Source organism: Cupriavidus necator, assembly GCF_016127575.1.
In the GTDB taxonomy this organism is placed as follows: Bacteria; Pseudomonadota; Gammaproteobacteria; order Burkholderiales; family Burkholderiaceae; genus Cupriavidus; species Cupriavidus necator_D.
Map to the genome: position 1 here is coordinate 253,535 of NZ_CP066019.1, position 19,665 is coordinate 273,199.

Sequence of the window (19,665 nt, forward strand, 5' to 3'; positions counted from 1 at the left end):
ATTCAGTCGAGCAGCTTGCGCAGGTGCGCGCTGAGCGCGTCCGCCAGCAGGACCAGCAGCAGGAACACTAGCAGGATGGTCGCGGCTTCCCCGCCGTTGAGCAGTTTCATGGCCTGGTCCATCAACTGCCCAAGTCCGCCGGCGCCAACGAAGCCCATGACCACGGAAGCCCGGATGGCACATTCCCAGCGGTAGACGGTGTACGAGACCAGCTCCTGCGAGGCATGGGGAAGCAGCCCATAGAACAGTGCCGCCAGGCGCCCGCTGCCGCTGCCAAGCAGGGCATCCACGGCGCGTGTGTCGCTGGATTCGAGGATTTCCGCATAGACCTTTGCCAGCATGCCGCCATAGGTGATGGCCAGGGCGAGCACGCCCGCCGCCGCCCCCAGGCCGAGGGCGCGCACGAAGACCAGTGCCCACACCAACTCCGGCACCCCGCGCAGCAGCAGCACCAGGGCGCGCACGCCAGCGCGCACCGCCATGCGCGGCTTGCGTCCCCGGCCGGGGCCGATGCGCGACACCGACAGGCTGCCCGTCAAGGCCACGGCCAGAGGTGTTGCGATCACAAAGGCGAGCGCAATGCCCGCGGTGGCGATCGCCAGCGTTTCCAGCGTGGCGTTGACCACAAGCCCGAGGAATCCGGGCGAAACCTCGGGGGGAAGGAAGTTGCGCACGAAGGCGCCCATCACCTTGAGGTTTCCGGTGTCGAACAAGGCTGAAGGGCTGAACCGGGACAGCTGCAACAATGGCCACAGCAGAAGCAGCGCGAGCACCAGGCCGCTGGCGCGCCGCAGCGCCTGGGGATCGCGCGGGTGGGCGGTCATCGGCACGCCGGCCTGGGTTGGGTGTCGCCACCGATGGCGGCGCTCGCACCTGCCGCGATGCTCGTCAGGGCCTGGCTGCCCTGTACCGGTGGCGATGCGCTTTCGGAGGCATAGAGTTCGCGCAGCAGCGCGTCGGTGACGCGCTCGGCCGGCAGGTCGAAGGCGATCTCGCCCGCCTTCAGGCCGACGATGCGGGGAAACCAGCGCAGCGCCAGATCCACTGCGTGCAGGCTGGCGACCAGGGGCACCGCGCGTGTATCCGCTTCCCTGCGCAGCTCGCCCAGGGTGAGGTTGGCCAGCACCGGGTCCATTGCCGAGACCGGTTCGTCCGCCAGGATCAATTCCGGGCGCTGGTAAAGCACGCGGGCGACGCCCACGCGCTGCAGCTGACCGCCCGAGAGCTGGTCGCACCGGTCGAACAGGCGGTCGGCCAGCTCAAGGCGGGCGAGCTGTTCGCCGGCACCATCGATGTCTGCCGGATAGACCAGCGACAGCAAGGATTTCCAGGCGGGCCAGATGCCCAGGCGGCCGGCAAGGATGGCCGTGACCACGCGCTGGCGCGGCGGCATCGGCGGCGCCTGGTGCACCATGCCGATGCGGCAGCGCAACTGCTGCAGGCGTGCGGCGGATACCGCCCAGGGGCTTTGCTCCAGCACCTCCACACGGCCCTCGCTTGGCCGCAGCGACGTTGCCAGCAAGCGCAGCAAGGAGGTCTTGCCGGCTCCGGACGGACCGATGACGGCGATGGGCTCGCCGCGGCTGGCCGCCAACGTGATCTGGCTGAGCGCACGCTGTCCGTTGGCGTAACTGACGCTGGCGGCGTCCAGGCGGAAGCTCATCAGACCGGCATCACCGGATCAGGCCCGCGGCCCGGGCTGCGGCCTCGATGCCGTCGTAGTTTTCGGGCCGGGTGGGAATGTACCTGGCGGTCCGCTGCAATGCCATGATCTCGCGCTGCTCGGGATTGGCCGGGTCCAGCCGCAGGAATGCTTCGGTCAGCTTCTTGCGCAAGGCGGGATCGAGCCCGCCGCGCACGGTCCAGTTGTAGTCGTAATAGGGCGGTGTGACAGCAAATACCCTGACCTTGGCGGGATCCACCTTGCGCTGCTCCACCAGCTTGTCCCACACCGAGGCATTGAGCACGCCGGCGTCGGCCCTGCCGGCCTGCACGAAAGCCACCGTCGCATCGTGGGCGCCCGAATAGGCGAGCGTCTTGAAGTCCTTGTCCGGGTCGATGCCCGCCTGCAGCAGGAAGTGCCGTGGCATCAGGTGGCCGGAGGTAGAGGACGGCGCGCCGAAGACGAAGGTGTGGCCTTTGAGGTCGGCCAGTGACTTGATCGCGCTGTCGGCGGTGATGAACTTGCTGGTGAAGGCGGCATCTTCCTGGCGCTGGACGATGGGGATGGTGGCTCCCTTCGTCCGGATCTTGCTCTGCACATAGGTAAAGCCGCCCAGCCACGCCATGTCGATCTTGCCGGTGGCCAGCGCTTCGACCACCGCAGCGTAGTCCGTGACGGGCACGAACTTCACCTTCATGCCGGTTTCCTTCTCCAGGTAGTTGCCGAGCGGCGCGAACTTGCGCTGCAGTTCGGTGGGGGACTCGTCGGGAATGGCCGAGACCTTCAGGACAGCCTGGGCACTGGCGAGGCCGGCAAAGCCCAGCAGGGTCAGCGCGGCAAGGCGCTTAAGCAACGGCAACACGGGCGGCTCCTTGCGTCATTTCTCCGATCACGGCAGCGTCTGCGAAGCCTTCCCGGTTAAAGATCTCCAGGACCTCGTCCACGGCTTCCGGTGCGCACGACACCAGCAAGCCGCCGCTGGTCTGGGGATCGGTCAGCAGTGCCTGCTGGCTTGGCGTGACCGACGTGGACAGGTCCACCTCGCTGCCGTAGCTGACCCAGTTGCGCCCCGATGCGCCGGTCACCAGCCCTTCGGCGGCCATGCGCTCGACCCGCGGCAGCAGTGGAATCCGCGCCATGTCCAGCCGCGCGCCGACGCCCGCGCCACGACACAGCTCCAGCAGGTGGCCGAGCAGGCCGAAGCCGGTCACGTCGGTCAGCGCGTGGACAGCCGGCACTTCGGCCAGCAGTCGGCCGGGCGTGTTGAGTTTGGTGGTGCAGGCAATCAGTTCCTGATAGCCGGCCGCGTCGAGCTTGTCCTTCTTCACCGCGGCGGACAACACGCCCACGCCCAACGGCTTGCCGAGGATCAGCTTGTCGCCCGCCTTGGCGCCGCTGTTCTTCTTGACCCGGTTCGGGTGCACCAGACCAAGGACCACCAGCCCGTAGATCGGCTCAAGGGAATCGATGGTGTGGCCGCCCGCGACCGGGATGCCCGCCTGGGCGCAGATCGATTCGCCGCCTTCGAGGATCTTGCCGATGACCTCAGGCGGCAGCTTCTCGATGGGCATGCCGACCAGCGCCAGCGCCATGATCGGGGTTCCGCCCATGGCATAGACGTCGGAGATGGCGTTGGTGGCGGCGATACGCCCGAAATCGTACGGATCGTCCACCACCGGCATGAAGAAGTCCGTGGTGGCGATCAGGGCCTGGCTGTCATTGAGCTGGTAGACCGCCGCGTCGTCGCTGGTCTCTTTGCCGACCAGCAGTGCTGCCGGAGCAGCGAAGCCGACCGAATTCCTTAGGATTTCAGAAAGCACACCGGGGGCAATCTTGCACCCACACCCGCCGCCGTGGGAGAAGGCGGTGAGCTTGATCTTTGCGTTGTTTGGCTGGTCCACTGCGGGGCTCCGAGTCATTCTGGTTTCAAGGCGTCGGCGACAAGTTTACTCACTTCCGCCCGTTCCCGCGCCGGCGCGAACAGCGGCGCGCGAATTGCGCATTGCTGCCGCAGGCGGTCCAGGAACCCGGCATCCCGGCTGGTGCGTTCCAGCACCAGCGCCAATTGCGCGGCGTCACCCAACGGAAAATAGCCTTCGTAGTCACGGCCCAGCATGCCGACGTTGCCCGGGATGCGGCTGGCCAGCACCGGCACGCCACTGGCGACGGCCTCGATGATCACGTTGGCGCCGCCTTCCATGGCGCTGGAGATCACCATGGCCTGTGCTTTCCGGATGTGCTGCAGGGTTTCGTCATGGGGCAGGTTTCCGAGCCAGACATAGCGCCGCACGCCGGGCCAGGCTCGTGCTTCCAGCGCCAGGGCCTCCTGCCGATAGGCGTCATCCAGCGCGCCGCCGATGTGGATCAGGCGCACGCGCGAATCGTCGGGAAGCAGCGAGAGCGCGCGCATGGGCGTCAGCGGGTCTTTTTCCGCCCGCATGTGGCCGACCAGCACGACGTCGAAGTGATTCTGGCGGGGCGCCGCGGGCGCGCATGCCGGGGCAGACTGGTAGATCACCCGGCACCGGGCGCGATGCGCGGCCGCCAGTTCGGCCAGCCCTTCGTCCTGCAGCACCACCAGGTGGGTGGCGAGTTCGAGCGAGCGCTGGGCCGATGCATCGGTGCGGATGTCGCGGTACAGATCGGTGCCGGTCAGCACGACGATCAGCGGACGATCCGGACAAGCCTCGGCAAACCTGGCGATGGACTCGGCCGAGCGCCGGGCGTGCAGGGCGATCAGGCAGTCGGGCAGGGCGCCGCCCTGGCTGGCCGTCGACCATTCAGCGGCCAGCGTGACATCGTAGTCCCCCTGCAGGAACCGGGCCCAGCGATTGGCGGTTTGCCAGTTGCCATTGTTGGCTTTGCGCAGCGCTGGACTGATAATCGCGACGGTGGCCTTGGGAGGACGCATGATGACAGGTTCTGAGGGGGCGGCAGCAAGAAGGATAAACAAGTTCGAGCTGGATGCGGCGTTTGCCGATGCGCACCGGCGCACCTGGGCCGTGCTTGAGGAGCTGTCGCCGTCCCAATGGCAGGTTCCTTATGACGCGGGAATCAATCCGCCCTTGTGGGAGTATGCCCATATCGCCTGGTTCACGGAGCAATGGGTGCTGCGGGAGCCACGTGCCGGCGAGGACGGCTGCTGGGTGGCCAGCCTCCCGTCCATGCTGCCGGACGCCGACCGCCTCTTCGATTCCATGCGCGTCGCCCACCGGGACCGATGGCATCTTGCGCTGCCCCGGCTCTCCGAGATTCGCGACTACGCAGCCGCCGTGCTGGAGCACGTTCGCGCCAGGCTCGCCACGTCGGACGATACCGACGCTGCGCTCTATTTCTTCCGGCTCGCCTTGTTCCACGAAGACATGCATGCGGAGGCGCTGACCTATATGCGCCAGACGCTCGATTATCCGCTGCATGCCCCGCTCGGCATGCCTTCCATTGCGCCGGGCGCCGGCTCGGCAGCCGCAGGCGGCGACACGTTCGCAATGGGGTCGCCCATCGGGGGCGACGGGTTCGTCTTCGACAACGAGAAGTGGTCCCACCCGGTCCACATCGCCCCTTTCCACATCGATCGCACTTGCGTCAGCAATGCCGCATTTGCGGAATTCGTGGCCGCCGGCGGCTACCGCGACCATCAATGGTGGTCAGACGACGGACGCGCATGGCTGCAACAGAGCAGGCTGGCGCATCCGGTGCGCTGGCGCCGGACAGCCGGCGGCACCGCGGGGCAATGGGCGTTGCGCTGGTTCGGGCAGTGGGTGCCGCTGCCGCCCGAACAGCCGGTGTGTCATATCAATGCCCACGAGGCGGAAGCCTATTGCCGCTGGGCCGGCAAGCGCTTGCCCACGGAAGCCGAATGGGAGTATGCGGCAACGCATGACCTGATCCGCTGGGGTAGCGCCGTGTGGGAATGGACGGCTGATCCTTTCGTGCCCTATGCAGGGTTCTCGCCCGATCCCTACCAGGAATATTCCGCCCCCTGGTTTCACACGCATCGCTCGGTTCGCGGCGGATCGTTCGCCACCCATGCCCGCATGCAGCATCCTCGCTACCGGAACTTCTACCTGCCGCACCGCAGCGACCCCTTCGTCGGATTCCGCTGCTGCGGTTGAGGAAGGAGGGCGTCTTCACGGTGATATCAACGATGCGGCTGACACCGCCCTGACCACCCTAGCGGCGGGCCGACCCACCAACGCGAAGTGCATTCACCACCAGCGAAAAGGCTGGCGATGCCTGGCGGCTGGGGTAGTACAGGTGGTAGCCCGCAAACGGAGGGCACCAGTCTTCCAGCACGCGTACCAGCCGACCTTCCTCGATGTGGGGTGCAAATTCCTCTTCCGGGAGGAAGGCGACGCCCAGCCCCTCAAGCGCGGCCATCACGATATGGGGCGTGCTGTTGAAAACGGCCTGGCCGTCGTCGCGCACCTTCAACTGACGGCCACGGCGCTCGAAGTCCCAGACGGACAAGCCCGCATGCATCGCCGATGCCGCGCGCATGAGGTATCTTTTACAAGGGCGAGGCACGCCAGCCGCCGGAAAGGCCCGGCGGGACTTGTGCCAGGGCCGTGGATCGGTTCTTGCATGGCAGGCTGTGCCCGAGCCGTGACAGGAGCGCGCCATGTCCGAAGCACTTCGATCCTCGCTTTGCCGATTCTTCATCGCCTGCTGCCTGGGTATCGCAGCTTGCGGAGGGGGCGGGGGAGACGGGGGCGGTGACAGCGCCACCGGCACGCTGACGCTCTCCATCTCCGGCCTGCCGTCCGGGACGTCGGCGGCCATCACGGTATTGGGGCCCGGCCAGTTCCGCCAGACCGTGACCCAGTCGACCACGCTGTCCAACCTGGCTGCTGGCAGCTATACCGTCAGTGCCGCCAGCGTGCTGGCTGGCAGCACGCTCCTCAAGCCGCAGCCGCCTTCGCAGACCGTGGCGGTGACCGCGGGCGGCAGTGCTTTGGCAAGCGTGGAATACGGCTCACCGGAAACAGTGCAGTTGTCGCTGACGCAGGTTGCCGGCGGGTTATCCGAGCCCATCTTCCTGACCGCGCCCCCCGGCGATCCGCGCCTGTTCGTGGTCGAGCGGGCCGGCCGCATCCGGATCGTGCGCAACGGCGCATTGGTCGCTACGCCGTTCCTCAATATCGCCGCGCTGACGACGACCGATGGCGAGCGCGGGCTGCTGTCGATGGCGTTCGATCCCAACTATGGGACCAACGGCCGCTTCTACGTCTATTACACCGACACCAATGGGGCCATCACCATCGCCCGCTACAACGTATCGGCCGCGAATCCGGATATCGCCGCGGCATCCGGCACCGTGCTGCTGTCGATTCCGCACGGCACCTTCTCCAACCATAACGGCGGCCAGCTCGCGTTCGGCCCGGACGGCATGCTCTATATCGGCACGGGCGACGGCGGCGGCGGTGGCGATCCGTCGGGCAACGCCCAGAACCCGGCAACGCTGCTCGGCAAGATGCTGCGCATCGACGTCAGCGGGGCATCCGGCTACGGCTTGCCTGCCGGCAATCCCTTCGTCGGCCAGTCCGGCAGCCGCGGCGAAATCTGGGCTCTCGGCCTGCGCAACCCGTGGCGGTTTACGTTCGACGCCGGCTTGCTGTATATCGCCGATGTCGGCGAGGACCAGCGCGAGGAAGTCGACGTGGCGCCGGCCACCAGCGCGGGCCTGAACTACGGCTGGAACCGGACCGAAGGCACCGCCTGCGTGGGTGCGGCCACGTGCGACAAGACCGGGCTGACCATGCCGGTCTTCGAATACGGCCACGAAGCGGGCGCTTGTGCCATCGTCGGTGGCTATGCGTACCGGGGCAGTGCCAACCCGGTGCTGCATGGGCGGTACTTCTATTCCGACCTTTGCACGGGCAAGCTGCTGAGCTTCATGTATCGCGACGGCGTTGTCGCAGAACAGGTCGACTGGAACGTCACGATCCCGGGCAGTGTGTTCTCGTTTGGCGTGGATGACGCGCAGGCGCTGTACGTGCTGGCCGATCCGGGCACGTCGGCGACGAGCGGGCGGGTGTATCGGATCGATGTGTCGGACGGCACGCCTTAACGGCGGGGCGCAGGAGCACTGCGCTTCGGGCAGGGGCTCCTGGCCGTTGAACCGCCGCGGACGTGCTGCTATGGCACTTTCCTGCACGCGCCCTCATTGCTGCACGTGCATCACAGCAAATCGGCCAACCGCTGCCGGCATAGGCTCACGAACTGCTGTGCCGCAGTCGACTGGCCTTGTGCCGGATGGAATGCCAGGATTGCCCGGAATCGAACGGGAGCGGTGAGCGGTACGCTGCGCAGCCCGAGCGCAACGTAGCCACGGGCCACCAATGGATTGGTGATCGCAAGGCCAGCACCGGCCAGGGTCAGTGAGCACTGCGTGTGGCTGTACGGTGTTGTCGCCACGAAACGCGGCTCGATGCCGGACTCGGAAAAGCACGCTTCCAGCCGGCGTTGCGCAGGATCCGAAGCGTCCAGGCCGATCAACGGAACCTCGATCAGATCCTCGATGCCGACTTTCGCGCGCGCCGCGAAAGGATGCGTCGCGGGAGCGACGCAAACCGCCTGCACTGCGTAGAACTCGGACGCGGTCAGGCCGCTGGTGTCCGCCTCGTCGCCCATGAACGCGATATCGAGTTCGCGCTGAAGCAGGCGCTCGCGCAAGCCCCTGGAGCTGTCGACCTCCAGCTGGCAACGAACGCGGGGGTGGTTGTGGATGAAGTCCGCCACCGATGACGGCATCACGCTGGAGGCCATGGCGTGCAAGGCGCCGACGCGCAGGATCGTATCTTCATAGGAACGCAACTGATCTATCTTGCGCTGCACGGCGTCGAGGCCGACATAGACGCGCTCGACTTCGTCGATCAGGGACGCCGCCTCGGGCGTGGGCGCCATACGCCCTTTGCTTCGGTCGAACAGTCTTAACCGCGCTGCCTGTTCAAGCTGCAGCACGATCTGTGTCACGGCGGGCTGGCTGATGTGCAGGGCTTCGGCGGCCCGGCGCGCCGATCCCAGGCGCATGACCATGCGAAACACCTCGATTTGGCGGGCGCTGATCACGATGTCGGTGGCTGTCCCCATACCCAACCCTATAAGTTTTGCTTAATTCGATAATCGGAATGCCTGCGCTGCCCAGGCGTGACATCACATAGACTCGGGTCATGACCACTTGGGCTTTTATCATGCGCGCCAGTCGCTATCCGCATCCGACCGAAGCGCTCGTCAATCCGGCGATGCATGCCCTGCAATGCATTACCTGCCACGCTCAATATCCAGTCAGCGACATGCCGGAAGGGTGCCCGAACTGCGCAAGCGCCGGCCGGCCCAGTAGTCTCGAAGTTGCCTACCAGCACCACGCACTGGATTTTGCACCAAGAAGCGGAAGTTATACATGGGGGCATTGGCAGCCGTACCTGGAAGGCGTGTCTTTGGGGGAGGGCGCCACGCCATGCGTACCGGTGCCAACCCTGGCGTCGCTGGCGGACGTGGCGTCCGTATGGATCAAGAATGAAGGCGCAAATCCGACCGGCTCGCACAAGGATCGCATGTCGGCGCAGGCCGTAAGCCGGGCGCTGGATATTGGCGCGAGCGAGGTGGTGCTGGCGTCAAGCGGCAACGCCGCAGTCTCGGCCGCGGCCTATTGCGCCGCCGCGGGACTGGACTGCGAAGTCGCGACCTACCAGGCGCTTCCGTCCGTTTTCGATGCGGCGTTGCGTTACTACGGTGCGCGGCGTGTCATCTGCGACAACGGTCACGCGCGATGGGCGCATGTCCGCCGCCGCGTCAGGGAAGAGGGAGCCTTTGCACTGACCAACTACAGCGTGCCCGCGGTGGGTAGCCCGGTATTTGGTGTGGAAGGCTACCGTGCTGTCGCACTGGAGTGGGTGGCGCAAGGATGCCGCCCCGACCATGTCATGGTGCCGACGGCGCGGGGGGATCTGTTGTGGGGCATCTATAGCGCGCTGCGTGACCTGGTCACGCTGGGACATCTCCCGAAGCTGCCCCGCCTCTGGGCGATCGAGCCGTTCCCGCGGCTGTCGCGCGTGCTGGCGGGCGCGCCGCAGCAGTCCGACTTCCCGGGCACGACCCAGCAATTCTCCACGGCCGGCTCGACCGTGACCGCGCAGCAGGTCCACGCCGTCAGGCAATCGGGCGGCGGCGCGGTGGTCATCGACGACGCGGCAGCACGCGACGGTACCCGCCGTCTCGCTGCGGCCGGATTCTGGGTCGAGCTGTGCGCGGGAGCGGGGTTTGCCGCCACGCAAGCGCTGCGCGCCGACGGGCGCATCGCCAGGACGGAAGCAGTCATGCTGATGCTGACTGCACGCGGCGATCGCGATCCGGGACAAGCTTGATTTCCAGACAATATTCGGAGCCACCCATGAACTTGCGTTCTCTGTTGACTGCCATCACCTTCGGCCTCGCGGCTCAGGTACCGTCGGCCCTGGCCGCCTATCCTGAAAAGCCGATCCGATTGATCGTGCCCTGGGCTGCCGGCGGCAGCACCGATGCGCTGGCCCGTGCGGTCGCGCAGCGAATGAGCGAATCGATGGGCCAGCCCGTGGTCGTCGACAATCGCGCCGGCGCCTCCGGCCGCATCGGCGCCGACATCCTCGCAAAGTCGGCTCCCGACGGCTACACGCTGGGCGTCATCGAGCTGGCTCATACCGTGGCGCCGTCGGTGTTCCGCCAGATGCCATATGATGTGTTGCGCGACTTCACGCCGGTTTCACTGCTCGGCGAGGCGCCGCTCATCCTGTTCGCGGACAGCACGCACTATCGCGCTGGCGACGTCCAGCGCTTCCTTGCGGACTCACGCAAGGCAGGAACGCCGCTGCAGCTTGCCACCAGCGGGAACGGCACGATCAGCCATCTGGCCGCCAAGATGCTTGAAGCGCAGGCGGGCATCCCGGTCGATGCCGTACCGTACCGGGGCTCGGCGCCCGCGCTGACCGATGTGTCCGCCCAACTGGTCAAAGGCCATTTCGCTACGCTGGCAAGCGGCAGCAGCCTGCTTGGCGGTGGCAAGATCGCGGCCTTGATGGTGACGGGGCCGGTGCGCGTGACTTCGCTTCCCGGTGTTCCGACCGCAGCCGAAGCCAGGCTGCCGGGAATGCAGGTCAGCCAATGGTGGGCCCTGGTGGCTCCCGCGCGGGCACCGTCTGCCGTCGTGAGCAGGCTTGCGGACGAAGTCCGCGCGGCATTGACGAATCCGCAGACCAAGGCACGGCTCGACAGCCAAGGTATCGACCTCAAGGCGTCCTCGCCTGCTCAACTCGGAGACCGGCTGCGCGCAGAGACGGATCGCTGGGCGAATCTGGCTAAGCAGGCTGGCATTCAACCCGAATGACTAGACCTGGACAAGCGCCTGGATCCTGACATGGGGAGTCTATATCGGCCCGCGTCGTGACCGCCACAACATGACGGCTGGCCCAGTTGCTGAAAATGCCTGCTCTGGGAGCGGTGAAAACCCCGGCACCTTCTCGACTTCGTTCCCATCTGGATCGACGTATCCGGCCGGTAATACGCCAAGCAGGTGAAATGACGGGCCATACCCGCGTTGGCTGCGGCTGAGCATGGTGCCCTTACAATGCCGATGGTTCAGATCGACTGGTAGGCGCAAACAGGTGTCATGCAAAGCAAGAGCAAAGCAACTCTCATCGGGCTCATCGCGATTCTGTTATGGAGCTCGATTGTCGGCCTGATTCGCGGTGTCAGCGAAAACCTTGGGGCAACCGGTGGGGCGGCAATGATCTATACCGTCGCCTCGGCCCTGCTCTTGCTGACAGTCGGTTTCGTCAGAATGCAGGATTTTCCCCGGCGCTATCTGGTTTGGGGAAGCATTCTGTTCGTTTCGTACGAGCTGTGTCTTTCCTTGTCCATTGGCTACGCCAACAGCAGCAGGCAAGCCATTGAGGTGGGGATGGTCAACTACTTGTGGCCGAGCTTCACCATGCTGTGTGCCATCGCATTCAACAAGCAGAAGGCCAACTTGCTGATCATTCCCGGCTTCCTGATCGCCATTCTCGGGATCTGCTGGGTGCTTGGCGGGGATCAGGGCCTGGACTTCGCCGGGATGGCGGAGAACATCCAGGACAATCCGCTCAGCTATGGGCTGGCCTTCCTTGGTGCCCTGATCTGGGCGGCGTATTGCACTGTGACCAACCGGATTGCCGAAGGCAGGAATGGCATCACGCTGTTCTTCATGCTGACAGCGCTGGCGTTGTGGATCAAGTATTTCGCCACAGAGAGCGGGTCGATGGAATTTAGCTATCAGGCAGTGATTTATCTTGCGTTGGCCGCCTCTGCGATGGGATTCGGCTATGCGGCCTGGAATGTTGGCATCCTGCATGGCAATGTCACCGTCCTTGCCGGCGCTTCCTACTTCATTCCGGTACTTTCCGCCGCCCTGGCGGCCATGCTCTTGCGTACACCCCTGTCGATCGCCTTCTGGAAGGGCGCATCCATGGTATGTGCGGGGTCGATCCTCTGTTGGCTGGCAACACGTGGGCAACGTTCCAAGGCACCTCCGTTGCCGGAATTACCGCAGTCGCGCGAACGTGTCCAGGAACCGTGAGTGCGTGCGACCGCGCTGTTTGATCAAGCAAGCAGTATCCAACTTATTTTTCGGTCGGCCTGCCTGACTGGAAGCCAGCGACCAGGTCGTGTGCATTGGCTGGCTCGGCGATACGCAGCACCAGCTTGCTTGCCGCCTTGCCCGACTGGACCAGATCGAGTGCGCGCCCCGCGTGTTCCAGCGGCAGGCATTCGATGCGGGGCGGTCGCAGGCGCCCGCTGTCGAGCAGCGCCGCGATCTCGCGCAGCCGCGCGCCGCTGGGCATCTTGCTGAACGCCACCGCGGTGCGGACGCCGCGCTGCGCGGCTGCGGCAGGATCCGGGCCGTTGTCGCCGCTGACCAGCGTCAGGATGGCGACAAGGATGCCGCCGGGCCTGAGCAGGTCCATGCCGTTCGGCAGGGTGCCGCAGCCAACGGCGTCCAGTACCAGGTCGACGCCAGCCGGCGCCCATGCCTGCATCGCGGCAGCGATGTCGCCGCCACGGTAGTCGATTGCCAGGTCGCAGCCGAGCGCCATCAGTTCGTCGCGGCGTGCCGCGCTGCAGGTGGCTGCGACGGTTGCCCCGGCTGCTTTTGCCAGTTGCACGGCAAACGTGCCGACCGCGCCGGCACCGCCATGAACCAGCACCGTCTGCACTGGCTTGAGTCCGCCTTCGTCGAAGAGTCCCGTCCAGGCGGCCAGCGCCGGGGTCGGGACGGCCGCGGCCTCGGCAAATCCCAGATTGTCGGGAATCGGCACCACGCAATCCTGGCTGACCGCGACGTATTCGGCATAGGAACCCCACTTGCCTGCGCCGACCGCGGTTTGCGCGAACACGCGCTGTCCCGGGACGAAATCCTTGACGCCGCTTCCCACCGCTGCCACGACGCCGCTGGCATCGAAGCCGATCACGAACGGGAAGCTGTACTGCATGAAGTGGCTCAGATAGCCTTCACGGCATTTCCAGTCAGCGGGATTCACGCCGGCACAGGCCACGCGGAGCAGGACTTCGCCGGCAGCGGGTTCCGGCGTCGGGAGGTTTCCAAGCCTGAGTACGTCGGGTCCGCCGGTACGATCAATGACGACAGCGCGCATGCTCTTCTCCATGGGCTTAGCTTGCGGACAGGTCGTGGCTCAGGCCGGGATGTGCCCAGGACGGGATCACGGGCGGCGGCAGCATGCCCTTGCCATCCAGCGTATGGACGTCCAGCCCGTGCGCCAGGGGGAAGTGCAGGCTATGGGCGATGTGGCCGGTGCGCAGCCGGGCCGGCACGCTGCAGAGTGCAAGCGCCGTTTCCACCAGGTACTCCACCGGCTCGGTCGGATAGCCGTCCGGGATATAGCGCTCGCTGCCTGGCGTGAGGATCGCCGTGCTTGGCGCTACCGAATTGACCGCGATATTGTCGGCCTCCAGTTCTGCCGCCAGGCCCTCTGTGAACCGGTTGATGGCAGCCTTGACCGCGGCGTAGGCCGTGACCCCGCCAGCCCGGTCAAAGTCTTGATACGGGCGAGCAGGCGACAGGGCGGTGACGGAGCCCAGGTTCAGGATCCATCCCGCGCCGCGCGTGCGCAGCAGCGGGATCGCTGCGCGGCTGAGCACGAAGGGGATGCGCAGGTAGTGCTCGACCGTCCTGTCGAAGATTTCCAGCGGCATCGATTCGATGCCGCTGTATTCCGCCATGCCGGCATTGTTGACCAGGATGTCGAGACCGCCCGCGGCGCTTGCCGCCCGCGCCACCAGGTTGTCGCGCTGCGCCGGGTCTTCGAGGTCCGCCGCCAGCGCGATGGCACTGCCCCCTTGCCGCCTGATCTGGCCAACCGTCTCGGCCAGCGTGCCAGGTTCGTCCTCGGACTCGCCTGCGCGCCGTGCCGTGGCAACCACCAGCGCGCCCTCCACCGCGAAGCGCTGCGCGATGGCACGGCCGATGCCGCGGCTGGCGCCGGTCACCAGCGCAATCTTTCCTGTCAGTTTTCCGTGTGCGGTCATGGCGCGTATTCCTCTGTGCGGTTGTGGTTGGCAATCAGGCTTGTCGCGAGCGGGCAGAAGGCGTGGGAGATCGCCTGGACTGTCCATTCGGGAAACTCGGGGTCGAACCATCGGTCGACGCGGCCCCAATGAAAGGGGTGCATCAGGTATTCGCCCAGCAGGTCGTCCGCGCTGGCGAACTCCTGCTGCCAGACATGGGTCCAGGTGCCGGGCGACAAGACGCGGGCAAGGCGCCAGTTGCGGATGCCGGGCATGTAACCGGGCATCCGCAGCAGGTCCTGCTCAAGTGCGCGGACCTGCCGGTCCGGCGCTTCAGGCCGGACCCGGAACATCAGCGTGCGCCAGATCCCGTGGCGCAGCTGAGGGGCGCGCAGACCGCCCGAGATCGGGTGATAGGCGACGCTATCCACCTCTGCCATGCCGTCCAGCGCGGCAGCCAGGCCGGTGCCGTGACCGGGCGAGCCGGATGCAGTCGCGCCGAATCGCAGGTCGAGCGTGTAGTCGCCAGCGCCCCAGCTTCCCGCCAGGTTTCGGCCAATCGCCACATGGCGCAGGCCCGGCAGTGTTTTAACGCGGGCAAGCAAGGCTTGCTCCTGTGTGCACGTCCCGGCGCTGAAGCCGGCGTGCAATCGCACCTGTGCTGTCTCAAGCCGCATCGCCATGCTCCTTGCGCCGGGGCCGCGCAGCTGTCGCCTCGGCCATCACATGGCGGCGGCGGGCTTCACACAGCGTGCCGACTGTCGACCAGAAGGCTAGGGCCGGAGCATCGATGCTTGCGCGCATGGCGTAGTAAGCCGGCGCATCCGCCACTTGCCACAGCAGCCACAGCGTATTGGGTGCATCTTCCAGCGCCACGGGCGGCGACACCCAGCGCTGCAGCAGTGCCAGGCCCCTGGCGGCGCTGCCAGGCAAGTACTGACTTTCCAGCAGGCTCAGCACAGTGGGCAGGTGCCCGGGCGCGAGCACGATTTCATCGAGGATGTGGATCATTGTGTGTCTCACGCGGCGCAGGCAGGGCAGCAGGGCTGCGATGCCGGAGCCGCGGGTTTGCGGGAGGGAAGCGCGGTCATTGGGTTGTCCCGTATAGGCATGGTGTTCATCGCATGGCAACCTCCATCGCCCAGGCCGTGCGCAAGCTGTCGCGCGGGTGGAAGTGCCGGGATGATTATGGGAGGCCAGGTCGCACCGGATCCCCACCCGAACGATCAACCATCGCTACCGAAGCAATCACGACCAGCGACCATGAATGCCCACATACCGGGGAATCCCGTACCTGTTCCGCACGGCATGGTGCAGCGCCTGCTGGACGAACTGAAGCGGCAGGGCGTCGAGGTACCACCTGCCGCCGGCGCATCCGGGCATGCGCCGCCCGCCAGGTTCACCGCGCTCTATCGCGCCGCGATCGAGCGGCTGGAAGCCCTGGTCGCCAAAGGCAACGGCCATCCCCCCATGCGCAAGCAGGAAGTGGACTTGCTGTGCCGTTGCGTCTTGAGCAGCCAGACGCTGAGGGAGGCGATCCGCTGCGCTGCCGACTTCTGCGCGATGCTGTATCCGCGCGCCGGTGCGCTCAGCCTCGGGCAAAGCGCAGGGCAGGCGGTGTTCCGCATGGATTCGCTGCGGCGTGCGAACTCCTCCGCGGCTTGCCTGGTGGACCTGACCGGGCTCTTCTTCTATATGCTGCTGTTCGGCTGGCTGGTCGGCCAGCCGCTGCGCCCGACGCACGTCTACCTGGCGCATCCCCGGCGCGAGGACGCCATGCCTTTCCTGGGCTTGTTCCATGCCGCGGTCACGTCCGGGGCCCAGACCTACGGATTCGAATTCGATGAGGCCTTGCTCGACCGGCCGGTCGTGCGCCAGGCCGCGGAGCTCGATGCGTTCCTGGAAGACTTTCCTTACCGGCTGATCGGTGCGCCGGTCGAGGTCGTATCACTGAGCCAGCAGGTGCATGGCATCCTGCATGCAGCGCTGGTGCATGGCGCGCGGCTGCCAACGCTGGCTGAACTGGCCATGCGCTTTGACGTGAGCGAACCGACCCTGCGCCGCCGTCTCGCTGCCGACGGCAGCAGCTACCGGGTACTGCGCGAACACAGCCTGCAGGAATACGCGGAACAATGCCTGTGCACGACCAACTGGCCGGTAGGAAGAATCGCGGAGCAGCTTGGCTTTGCCAGCGAGGAAGCGTTTCGCCGGGCGTTCCAGCGCTGGAACGGGCATGCGCCGACGCGCTTCAGGCGGGAAAGCAGGGGTGAGGTGGTGAACGGGAGTTCGTGAAGCGGTAATTCCAGCTGTCGGCGACAGAGAACAGGCTGCGCGCGCCCGTTACCTGCGACGCGGCAGACGCACGTCAAACGCGGTCCCTGTCTGGTCGGAGCGCGCCTCGATCGATCCCTGATGGGCCTTGGTAATCTCGCTCACTATATACAGCCCGAGTCCGAGGCCGTCCGCGTTTTTGTGCTCCTGATCCGGGCCTCTCCTTAGCGGGTCAAAAAGGCGCTGCAGCGACAGCGGGTCAATGGCGGGACCACTGTTCCTGACCTCGAGACGGACTTCCGCGTCATGGCCGGTGACTACAACGCGGACCGGCTCGTCCGGCGCGCCGTACCTTATCGCATTGAGCACCAGATTAGAAAGCAGTTGCTGCAGGCGCGGACCGTCCCAAATACCCTGCACGTTGTCCTTCACCTCAAGATCGATGCGGCGGGCCGGATACGCCGCACGCAACTGGTCCACGGTATCGGCAACCAAGTCAGCCAGATCGACGTCGTCAGGCGTGATGTTGATACCCAAGCCGAGTTTTGTTCGGTTGAAATCGCACAGATCATTCAGAAGAGAATTCATGCGGGAACCACTTCGAATCAGCCGGGCTGCAGCTTCCGATACCTTCTCCCCAGCGTTCAGCGCGCCAGATATGTGGCGGTCGTCTGGATGGTCTGCAGTGGGCTGCGCATATCGTGCCCAACCATGCCGAGCAACAGGTCGCGAGCCTGCTCTACCTCCGAATGGAAAAAATCCACGGATTCCGCGACTGCCTGATCGATAGCCTCGTTGAACCGCATTACTTCGTCCAGATCCGGGGCGGCCGGCTGACATTCGTCAATCCACAAACGCAGCACGCTGGCGCGCAGCGCCCGGTATTCAGCGACCAGTTGATTGATGTTGAAGCCACCGCGCGCGCGCATGAGGGCGTGTGATTGTGCGGCGGTCTCCGGCGCACCGAGTAGCCTGGGGGCCTGCCCCATTGATTTTTTGCGTTGAGCTTCCCTCGTTTGCGGGGTCAACAAATCCTTCGCCACGGCTTGCAGGATCTGCGGTGCGTGGTCACGCAGCGCGAGGGAGTCCATGCTTCTTGCGGCAGGCAGCAGGGTGGTCGCAAACTCCTCCCATACCGCCACAATGCGCCCTGTATTCCGCAAGATGAAGTCAGCTAGTCGCATGTCTCCCCCTGAAGCAACTGAGCAAGCCCCGGAAATGCACTCTTGAGAATTTATCTTAGGCTAGTTGTCAGCGGTTCCAAGTAGCGTCGGAAACGGCCTGGAATGACCGATTCGGCACAAACGTCGGTTGAGCCGTGGGGGCGAAATTCGTCTCCCGCAGATCCCTGGCGGCCCCGTTCAACGCCGTTGCAGGCCGCCAGACCTGTGCTTCCTGACCGCACGCAGCACCAGGCCCGCCAGCACCGCGACGACCGCCAGGATGCCGATGGCGACAAAGAAAGGTAAGGGCCGGTCGATTGCCAGGCTTTCCCCGGCGACGACGATACCCAACGCATAGCCCGCTTCGGCGATGGCCATCGCGGCCAGGAATTTCCGGAAGGGGTAATGCATGGAGCCGAACAGATAACCGGGAATTTCCGACGGAACCGCGATACAGAACAGCAGCACCGCCCAGAATTTCATGCGCTGCGATACGTAGTCCTGGTATTTCGCGAGCTTGTCCTCGTAACCGCTACGGGCGAGCAATGGATAAGCCAGGCGGCCGATGCCGAAGGCGGCCACAGCGCCCAGCAGCCAGCCGCCCCAGAGCAGAACAATGGTGAGCGGCTTGCCCCACACCTCGGTGGCCGGCGGCACCAGGACCACGCTCGAGGCGAAGGCGAGCATGGCAGACACGGCCGAGAACAGGAAGAAGACCAGCGCGCCTGCCGCGGGGTGCTGTTCCATCGTCGCCCGCGCCCAATCGATGGCCTGGTCGACGAAGGCCTTGAACGGAGGCGACAGGACGACCAGGCCAATCAGCACCGTCGCGGCGCCGACTGCAAGCCAGAACCAGACGGGGCGCCGATTGGCAGACAATTTGCTCACCATACGAAATTAGAACCGCAGGCCGGGCCAAAGTTTCGAGGTGATTCCCCGAGGCCCGGTCCGCGACACCCCCGAATACGATGCGTTCGGCCCCGCCTCAGTCTTCCAGCTTCAGCCCGGTCTTCTTGACGAAGCTGTGCCAGCGCTCGTATTGCTCGCGCGCATAGCGGTCTACGGTGGGACCATCGGTGGCCATGACCTCGAAGCCGGCCGCGGTCAGCTTTCGTTTGGTTTCCGGGTCCGACAATGCGGTCTGGAAATCTTCCGTCAGTTTCCTGACGACCGCAGGTGGGGTGGCTGCCGGTGCGAAGATGCCGATCCACGAGTAGGCCTCGAAGTCCGGGAACCCGGACTCGATGACGGTTGGAACATCGGGCAGGTCGGGCAGGCGGCGCGCGCCCGTCACGGCCAGCGGCTTGATCTTGTTGGCAGAGATCTGGCCCTTCAGGGCCGCATAGCTCAGCAGCGTGATGCTGGACACATTGCCCAGCACTGCCTGGACCGCGGGACCCCCGCCGGCGTACGGCACGTGCATCAACTCGACCCGAGCCTGCCGCTTCAGGTCCTCGGCCACAAGATGGTTCATCGAGCCAAGCCCGGTGGAGGCGTAGCTGTATTTGGACGGCTCACGCCGCGCAGCGTCGAGGAAGCTGCGCAGGTCCTTGCCAGGAACGGTGGGCGATGCGCCGATCACGAGCGGGAAGCGCACGGCAAACGTGACGCCAGTGAAGTCCTTGAACGTGTCATAGGGGAGCCTGGACTTCGCCACGGGGTTGATTGCATGCGTATCGAAGGCGACCAGCAGGGTATTGCCGTCCGGCGCGGATCGAGCCACGTACTGGGTAGCGACCTGGCTGGCTGCGCCGGGCCGGTTTTCGATGACCACGGGCCGCCCGGCCGCCTCCGCCAGTTTCGGCTGGATGATGCGTGCGGCAATGTCGGTGCTGCCGCCGGGCGGGAAGGTGACCACCAGCTTCAGTGGCGTGGCATTGTCAGGCCCTGCTGCTGCCGTTGTCAGCGGCAGCAGCAGGCAGGCAAGGGCCACCACGCCGGCACCAAGCGCTTTCTGGCGGCCTGGTGCCGCAAGTCGGCTAGACATAGATACCTCTCCCATCGTTGAGCTTTGGTTCGGATCAGATAAGCGTTCTG

The 19,665-nt window shown here is 65.6% G+C and carries 18 protein-coding genes and 2 pseudogenes; 6 read left to right on the plus strand and 14 right to left on the minus strand.

The window, feature by feature from the left end; all coding sequences use genetic code 11:
* Positions 1–2 precede the first annotated feature (2 nt).
* The 5 genes from I6H87_RS34435 to senB are packed head-to-tail and all read right to left on the minus strand — an operon-like array spanning position 3 to position 4,574.
* Positions 3–824 carry a PhnE/PtxC family ABC transporter permease gene (locus I6H87_RS34435; protein WP_011616470.1) on the minus strand — a complete coding sequence of 274 codons (822 nt, stop codon included), beginning with the start codon at positions 822–824 and terminating at the stop codon, positions 3–5.
* Entirely contained in the window at positions 821–1,663 is an 843-nt protein-coding gene (locus tag I6H87_RS20200; RefSeq protein WP_010812637.1) for a phosphonate ABC transporter ATP-binding protein, read from the minus strand. The genes I6H87_RS34435 and I6H87_RS20200 overlap by 4 nt, the downstream gene beginning before the upstream one ends.
* A gap of 10 nt (positions 1,664–1,673) precedes the next feature.
* A complete protein-coding gene (locus tag I6H87_RS20205) occupies positions 1,674–2,525 on the minus strand; it encodes a putative selenate ABC transporter substrate-binding protein (protein ID WP_041687928.1) in 852 nt (283 codons plus the stop codon).
* Positions 2,509–3,582 (minus strand): selenide, water dikinase SelD, encoded by a 1,074-nt coding sequence (gene selD / locus I6H87_RS20210; protein WP_174549463.1) that lies wholly within the window; start codon positions 3,580–3,582, stop codon positions 2,509–2,511. Before selD ends, I6H87_RS20205 begins: the two co-directional genes overlap by 17 nt.
* Positions 3,579–4,574: a selenoneine biosynthesis selenosugar synthase SenB gene (gene senB, locus I6H87_RS20215; protein ID WP_010812634.1), complete on the minus strand. Its 996-nt coding sequence runs from the start codon at positions 4,572–4,574 to the stop codon at positions 3,579–3,581. Before senB ends, selD begins: the two co-directional genes overlap by 4 nt.
* Here senB and senA point away from each other — a divergent pair.
* Positions 4,573–5,775 carry a selenoneine synthase SenA gene (senA, locus tag I6H87_RS20220; RefSeq protein ID WP_011616473.1) on the plus strand — a complete coding sequence of 401 codons (1,203 nt, stop codon included), beginning with the start codon at positions 4,573–4,575 and terminating at the stop codon, positions 5,773–5,775. The two genes, senB and senA, sit on opposite strands and share 2 nt — an antisense overlap.
* A gap of 58 nt (positions 5,776–5,833) precedes the next feature.
* Here the strand turns inward: senA and I6H87_RS20225 are convergent.
* Positions 5,834–6,139, minus strand: a pseudogene (locus I6H87_RS20225) (LysR substrate-binding domain-containing protein); the annotation flags it as partial.
* A gap of 142 nt (positions 6,140–6,281) precedes the next feature.
* On the opposite strand from I6H87_RS20225, the gene I6H87_RS20230 reads away from it, so the two are divergent.
* On the plus strand, positions 6,282–7,730 hold the full coding sequence (locus I6H87_RS20230; RefSeq protein WP_041687930.1) for a PQQ-dependent sugar dehydrogenase: 1,449 nt from the start codon (positions 6,282–6,284) through the stop codon (positions 7,728–7,730).
* 110 nt (positions 7,731–7,840) lie between these two features.
* On the opposite strand, the gene I6H87_RS20235 is transcribed toward I6H87_RS20230, so the two are convergent.
* Complete coding sequence (locus I6H87_RS20235; RefSeq protein WP_010812630.1) at positions 7,841–8,752, minus strand: LysR family transcriptional regulator; 912 nt, start codon at positions 8,750–8,752, stop codon at positions 7,841–7,843.
* Between the two features lie 386 nt (positions 8,753–9,138).
* On the opposite strand from I6H87_RS20235, the gene I6H87_RS20240 reads away from it, so the two are divergent.
* From I6H87_RS20240 to yddG, 3 genes are all read left to right on the plus strand, one after another.
* Complete coding sequence (locus tag I6H87_RS20240) at positions 9,139–10,026, plus strand: pyridoxal-phosphate dependent enzyme (protein ID WP_413227103.1); 888 nt, start codon at positions 9,139–9,141, stop codon at positions 10,024–10,026.
* A 26-nt stretch (positions 10,027–10,052) separates the two neighbouring features.
* Positions 10,053–11,021 (plus strand): tripartite tricarboxylate transporter substrate binding protein, encoded by a 969-nt coding sequence (locus I6H87_RS20245; RefSeq protein WP_011616477.1) that lies wholly within the window; start codon positions 10,053–10,055, stop codon positions 11,019–11,021.
* A 282-nt stretch (positions 11,022–11,303) separates the two neighbouring features.
* Entirely contained in the window at positions 11,304–12,248 is a 945-nt protein-coding gene (yddG, locus tag I6H87_RS20250) for an aromatic amino acid DMT transporter YddG (protein WP_011616478.1), read from the plus strand.
* 43 nt (positions 12,249–12,291) lie between these two features.
* On the opposite strand, the gene I6H87_RS20255 is transcribed toward yddG, so the two are convergent.
* From I6H87_RS20255 to I6H87_RS20270, 4 genes are read right to left on the minus strand one after another with little or no spacing between them, the layout of a single operon-like run.
* A complete protein-coding gene (locus tag I6H87_RS20255; protein ID WP_010812626.1) occupies positions 12,292–13,323 on the minus strand; it encodes an NADP-dependent oxidoreductase in 1,032 nt (343 codons plus the stop codon).
* Positions 13,324–13,339: 16 nt separating this feature from the next.
* A complete protein-coding gene (locus I6H87_RS20260; protein ID WP_010812625.1) occupies positions 13,340–14,215 on the minus strand; it encodes an SDR family NAD(P)-dependent oxidoreductase in 876 nt (291 codons plus the stop codon).
* Positions 14,212–14,871: a Dabb family protein gene (locus I6H87_RS20265; RefSeq protein WP_011616479.1), complete on the minus strand. Its 660-nt coding sequence runs from the start codon at positions 14,869–14,871 to the stop codon at positions 14,212–14,214. Before I6H87_RS20265 ends, I6H87_RS20260 begins: the two co-directional genes overlap by 4 nt.
* Positions 14,861–15,205: a hypothetical protein gene (locus I6H87_RS20270; protein WP_011616480.1), complete on the minus strand. Its 345-nt coding sequence runs from the start codon at positions 15,203–15,205 to the stop codon at positions 14,861–14,863. The genes I6H87_RS20265 and I6H87_RS20270 overlap by 11 nt, the downstream gene beginning before the upstream one ends.
* Before the next feature lie 252 nt (positions 15,206–15,457).
* On the opposite strand from I6H87_RS20270, the gene I6H87_RS20275 reads away from it, so the two are divergent.
* The gene (locus I6H87_RS20275; RefSeq protein WP_167686590.1) at positions 15,458–16,486 is read left to right on the plus strand and encodes an AraC family transcriptional regulator; all 1,029 of its coding nucleotides are present in this window, start codon (positions 15,458–15,460) and stop codon (positions 16,484–16,486) included.
* 48 nt (positions 16,487–16,534) lie between these two features.
* Here I6H87_RS20275 and I6H87_RS20280 read toward each other — a convergent pair.
* From I6H87_RS20280 to I6H87_RS20290, 3 genes and pseudogenes are all read right to left on the minus strand, one after another.
* Positions 16,535–17,649: pseudogene (locus tag I6H87_RS20280) on the minus strand (sensor histidine kinase).
* A gap of 177 nt (positions 17,650–17,826) precedes the next feature.
* Positions 17,827–18,519, minus strand: coding sequence for a TVP38/TMEM64 family protein (locus I6H87_RS20285; protein WP_011616484.1), 693 nt, complete (start codon positions 18,517–18,519; stop codon positions 17,827–17,829).
* 94 nt (positions 18,520–18,613) lie between these two features.
* Positions 18,614–19,615 (minus strand): tripartite tricarboxylate transporter substrate binding protein, encoded by a 1,002-nt coding sequence (locus I6H87_RS20290; RefSeq protein WP_011616485.1) that lies wholly within the window; start codon positions 19,613–19,615, stop codon positions 18,614–18,616.
* Positions 19,616–19,665 lie beyond the last annotated feature (50 nt).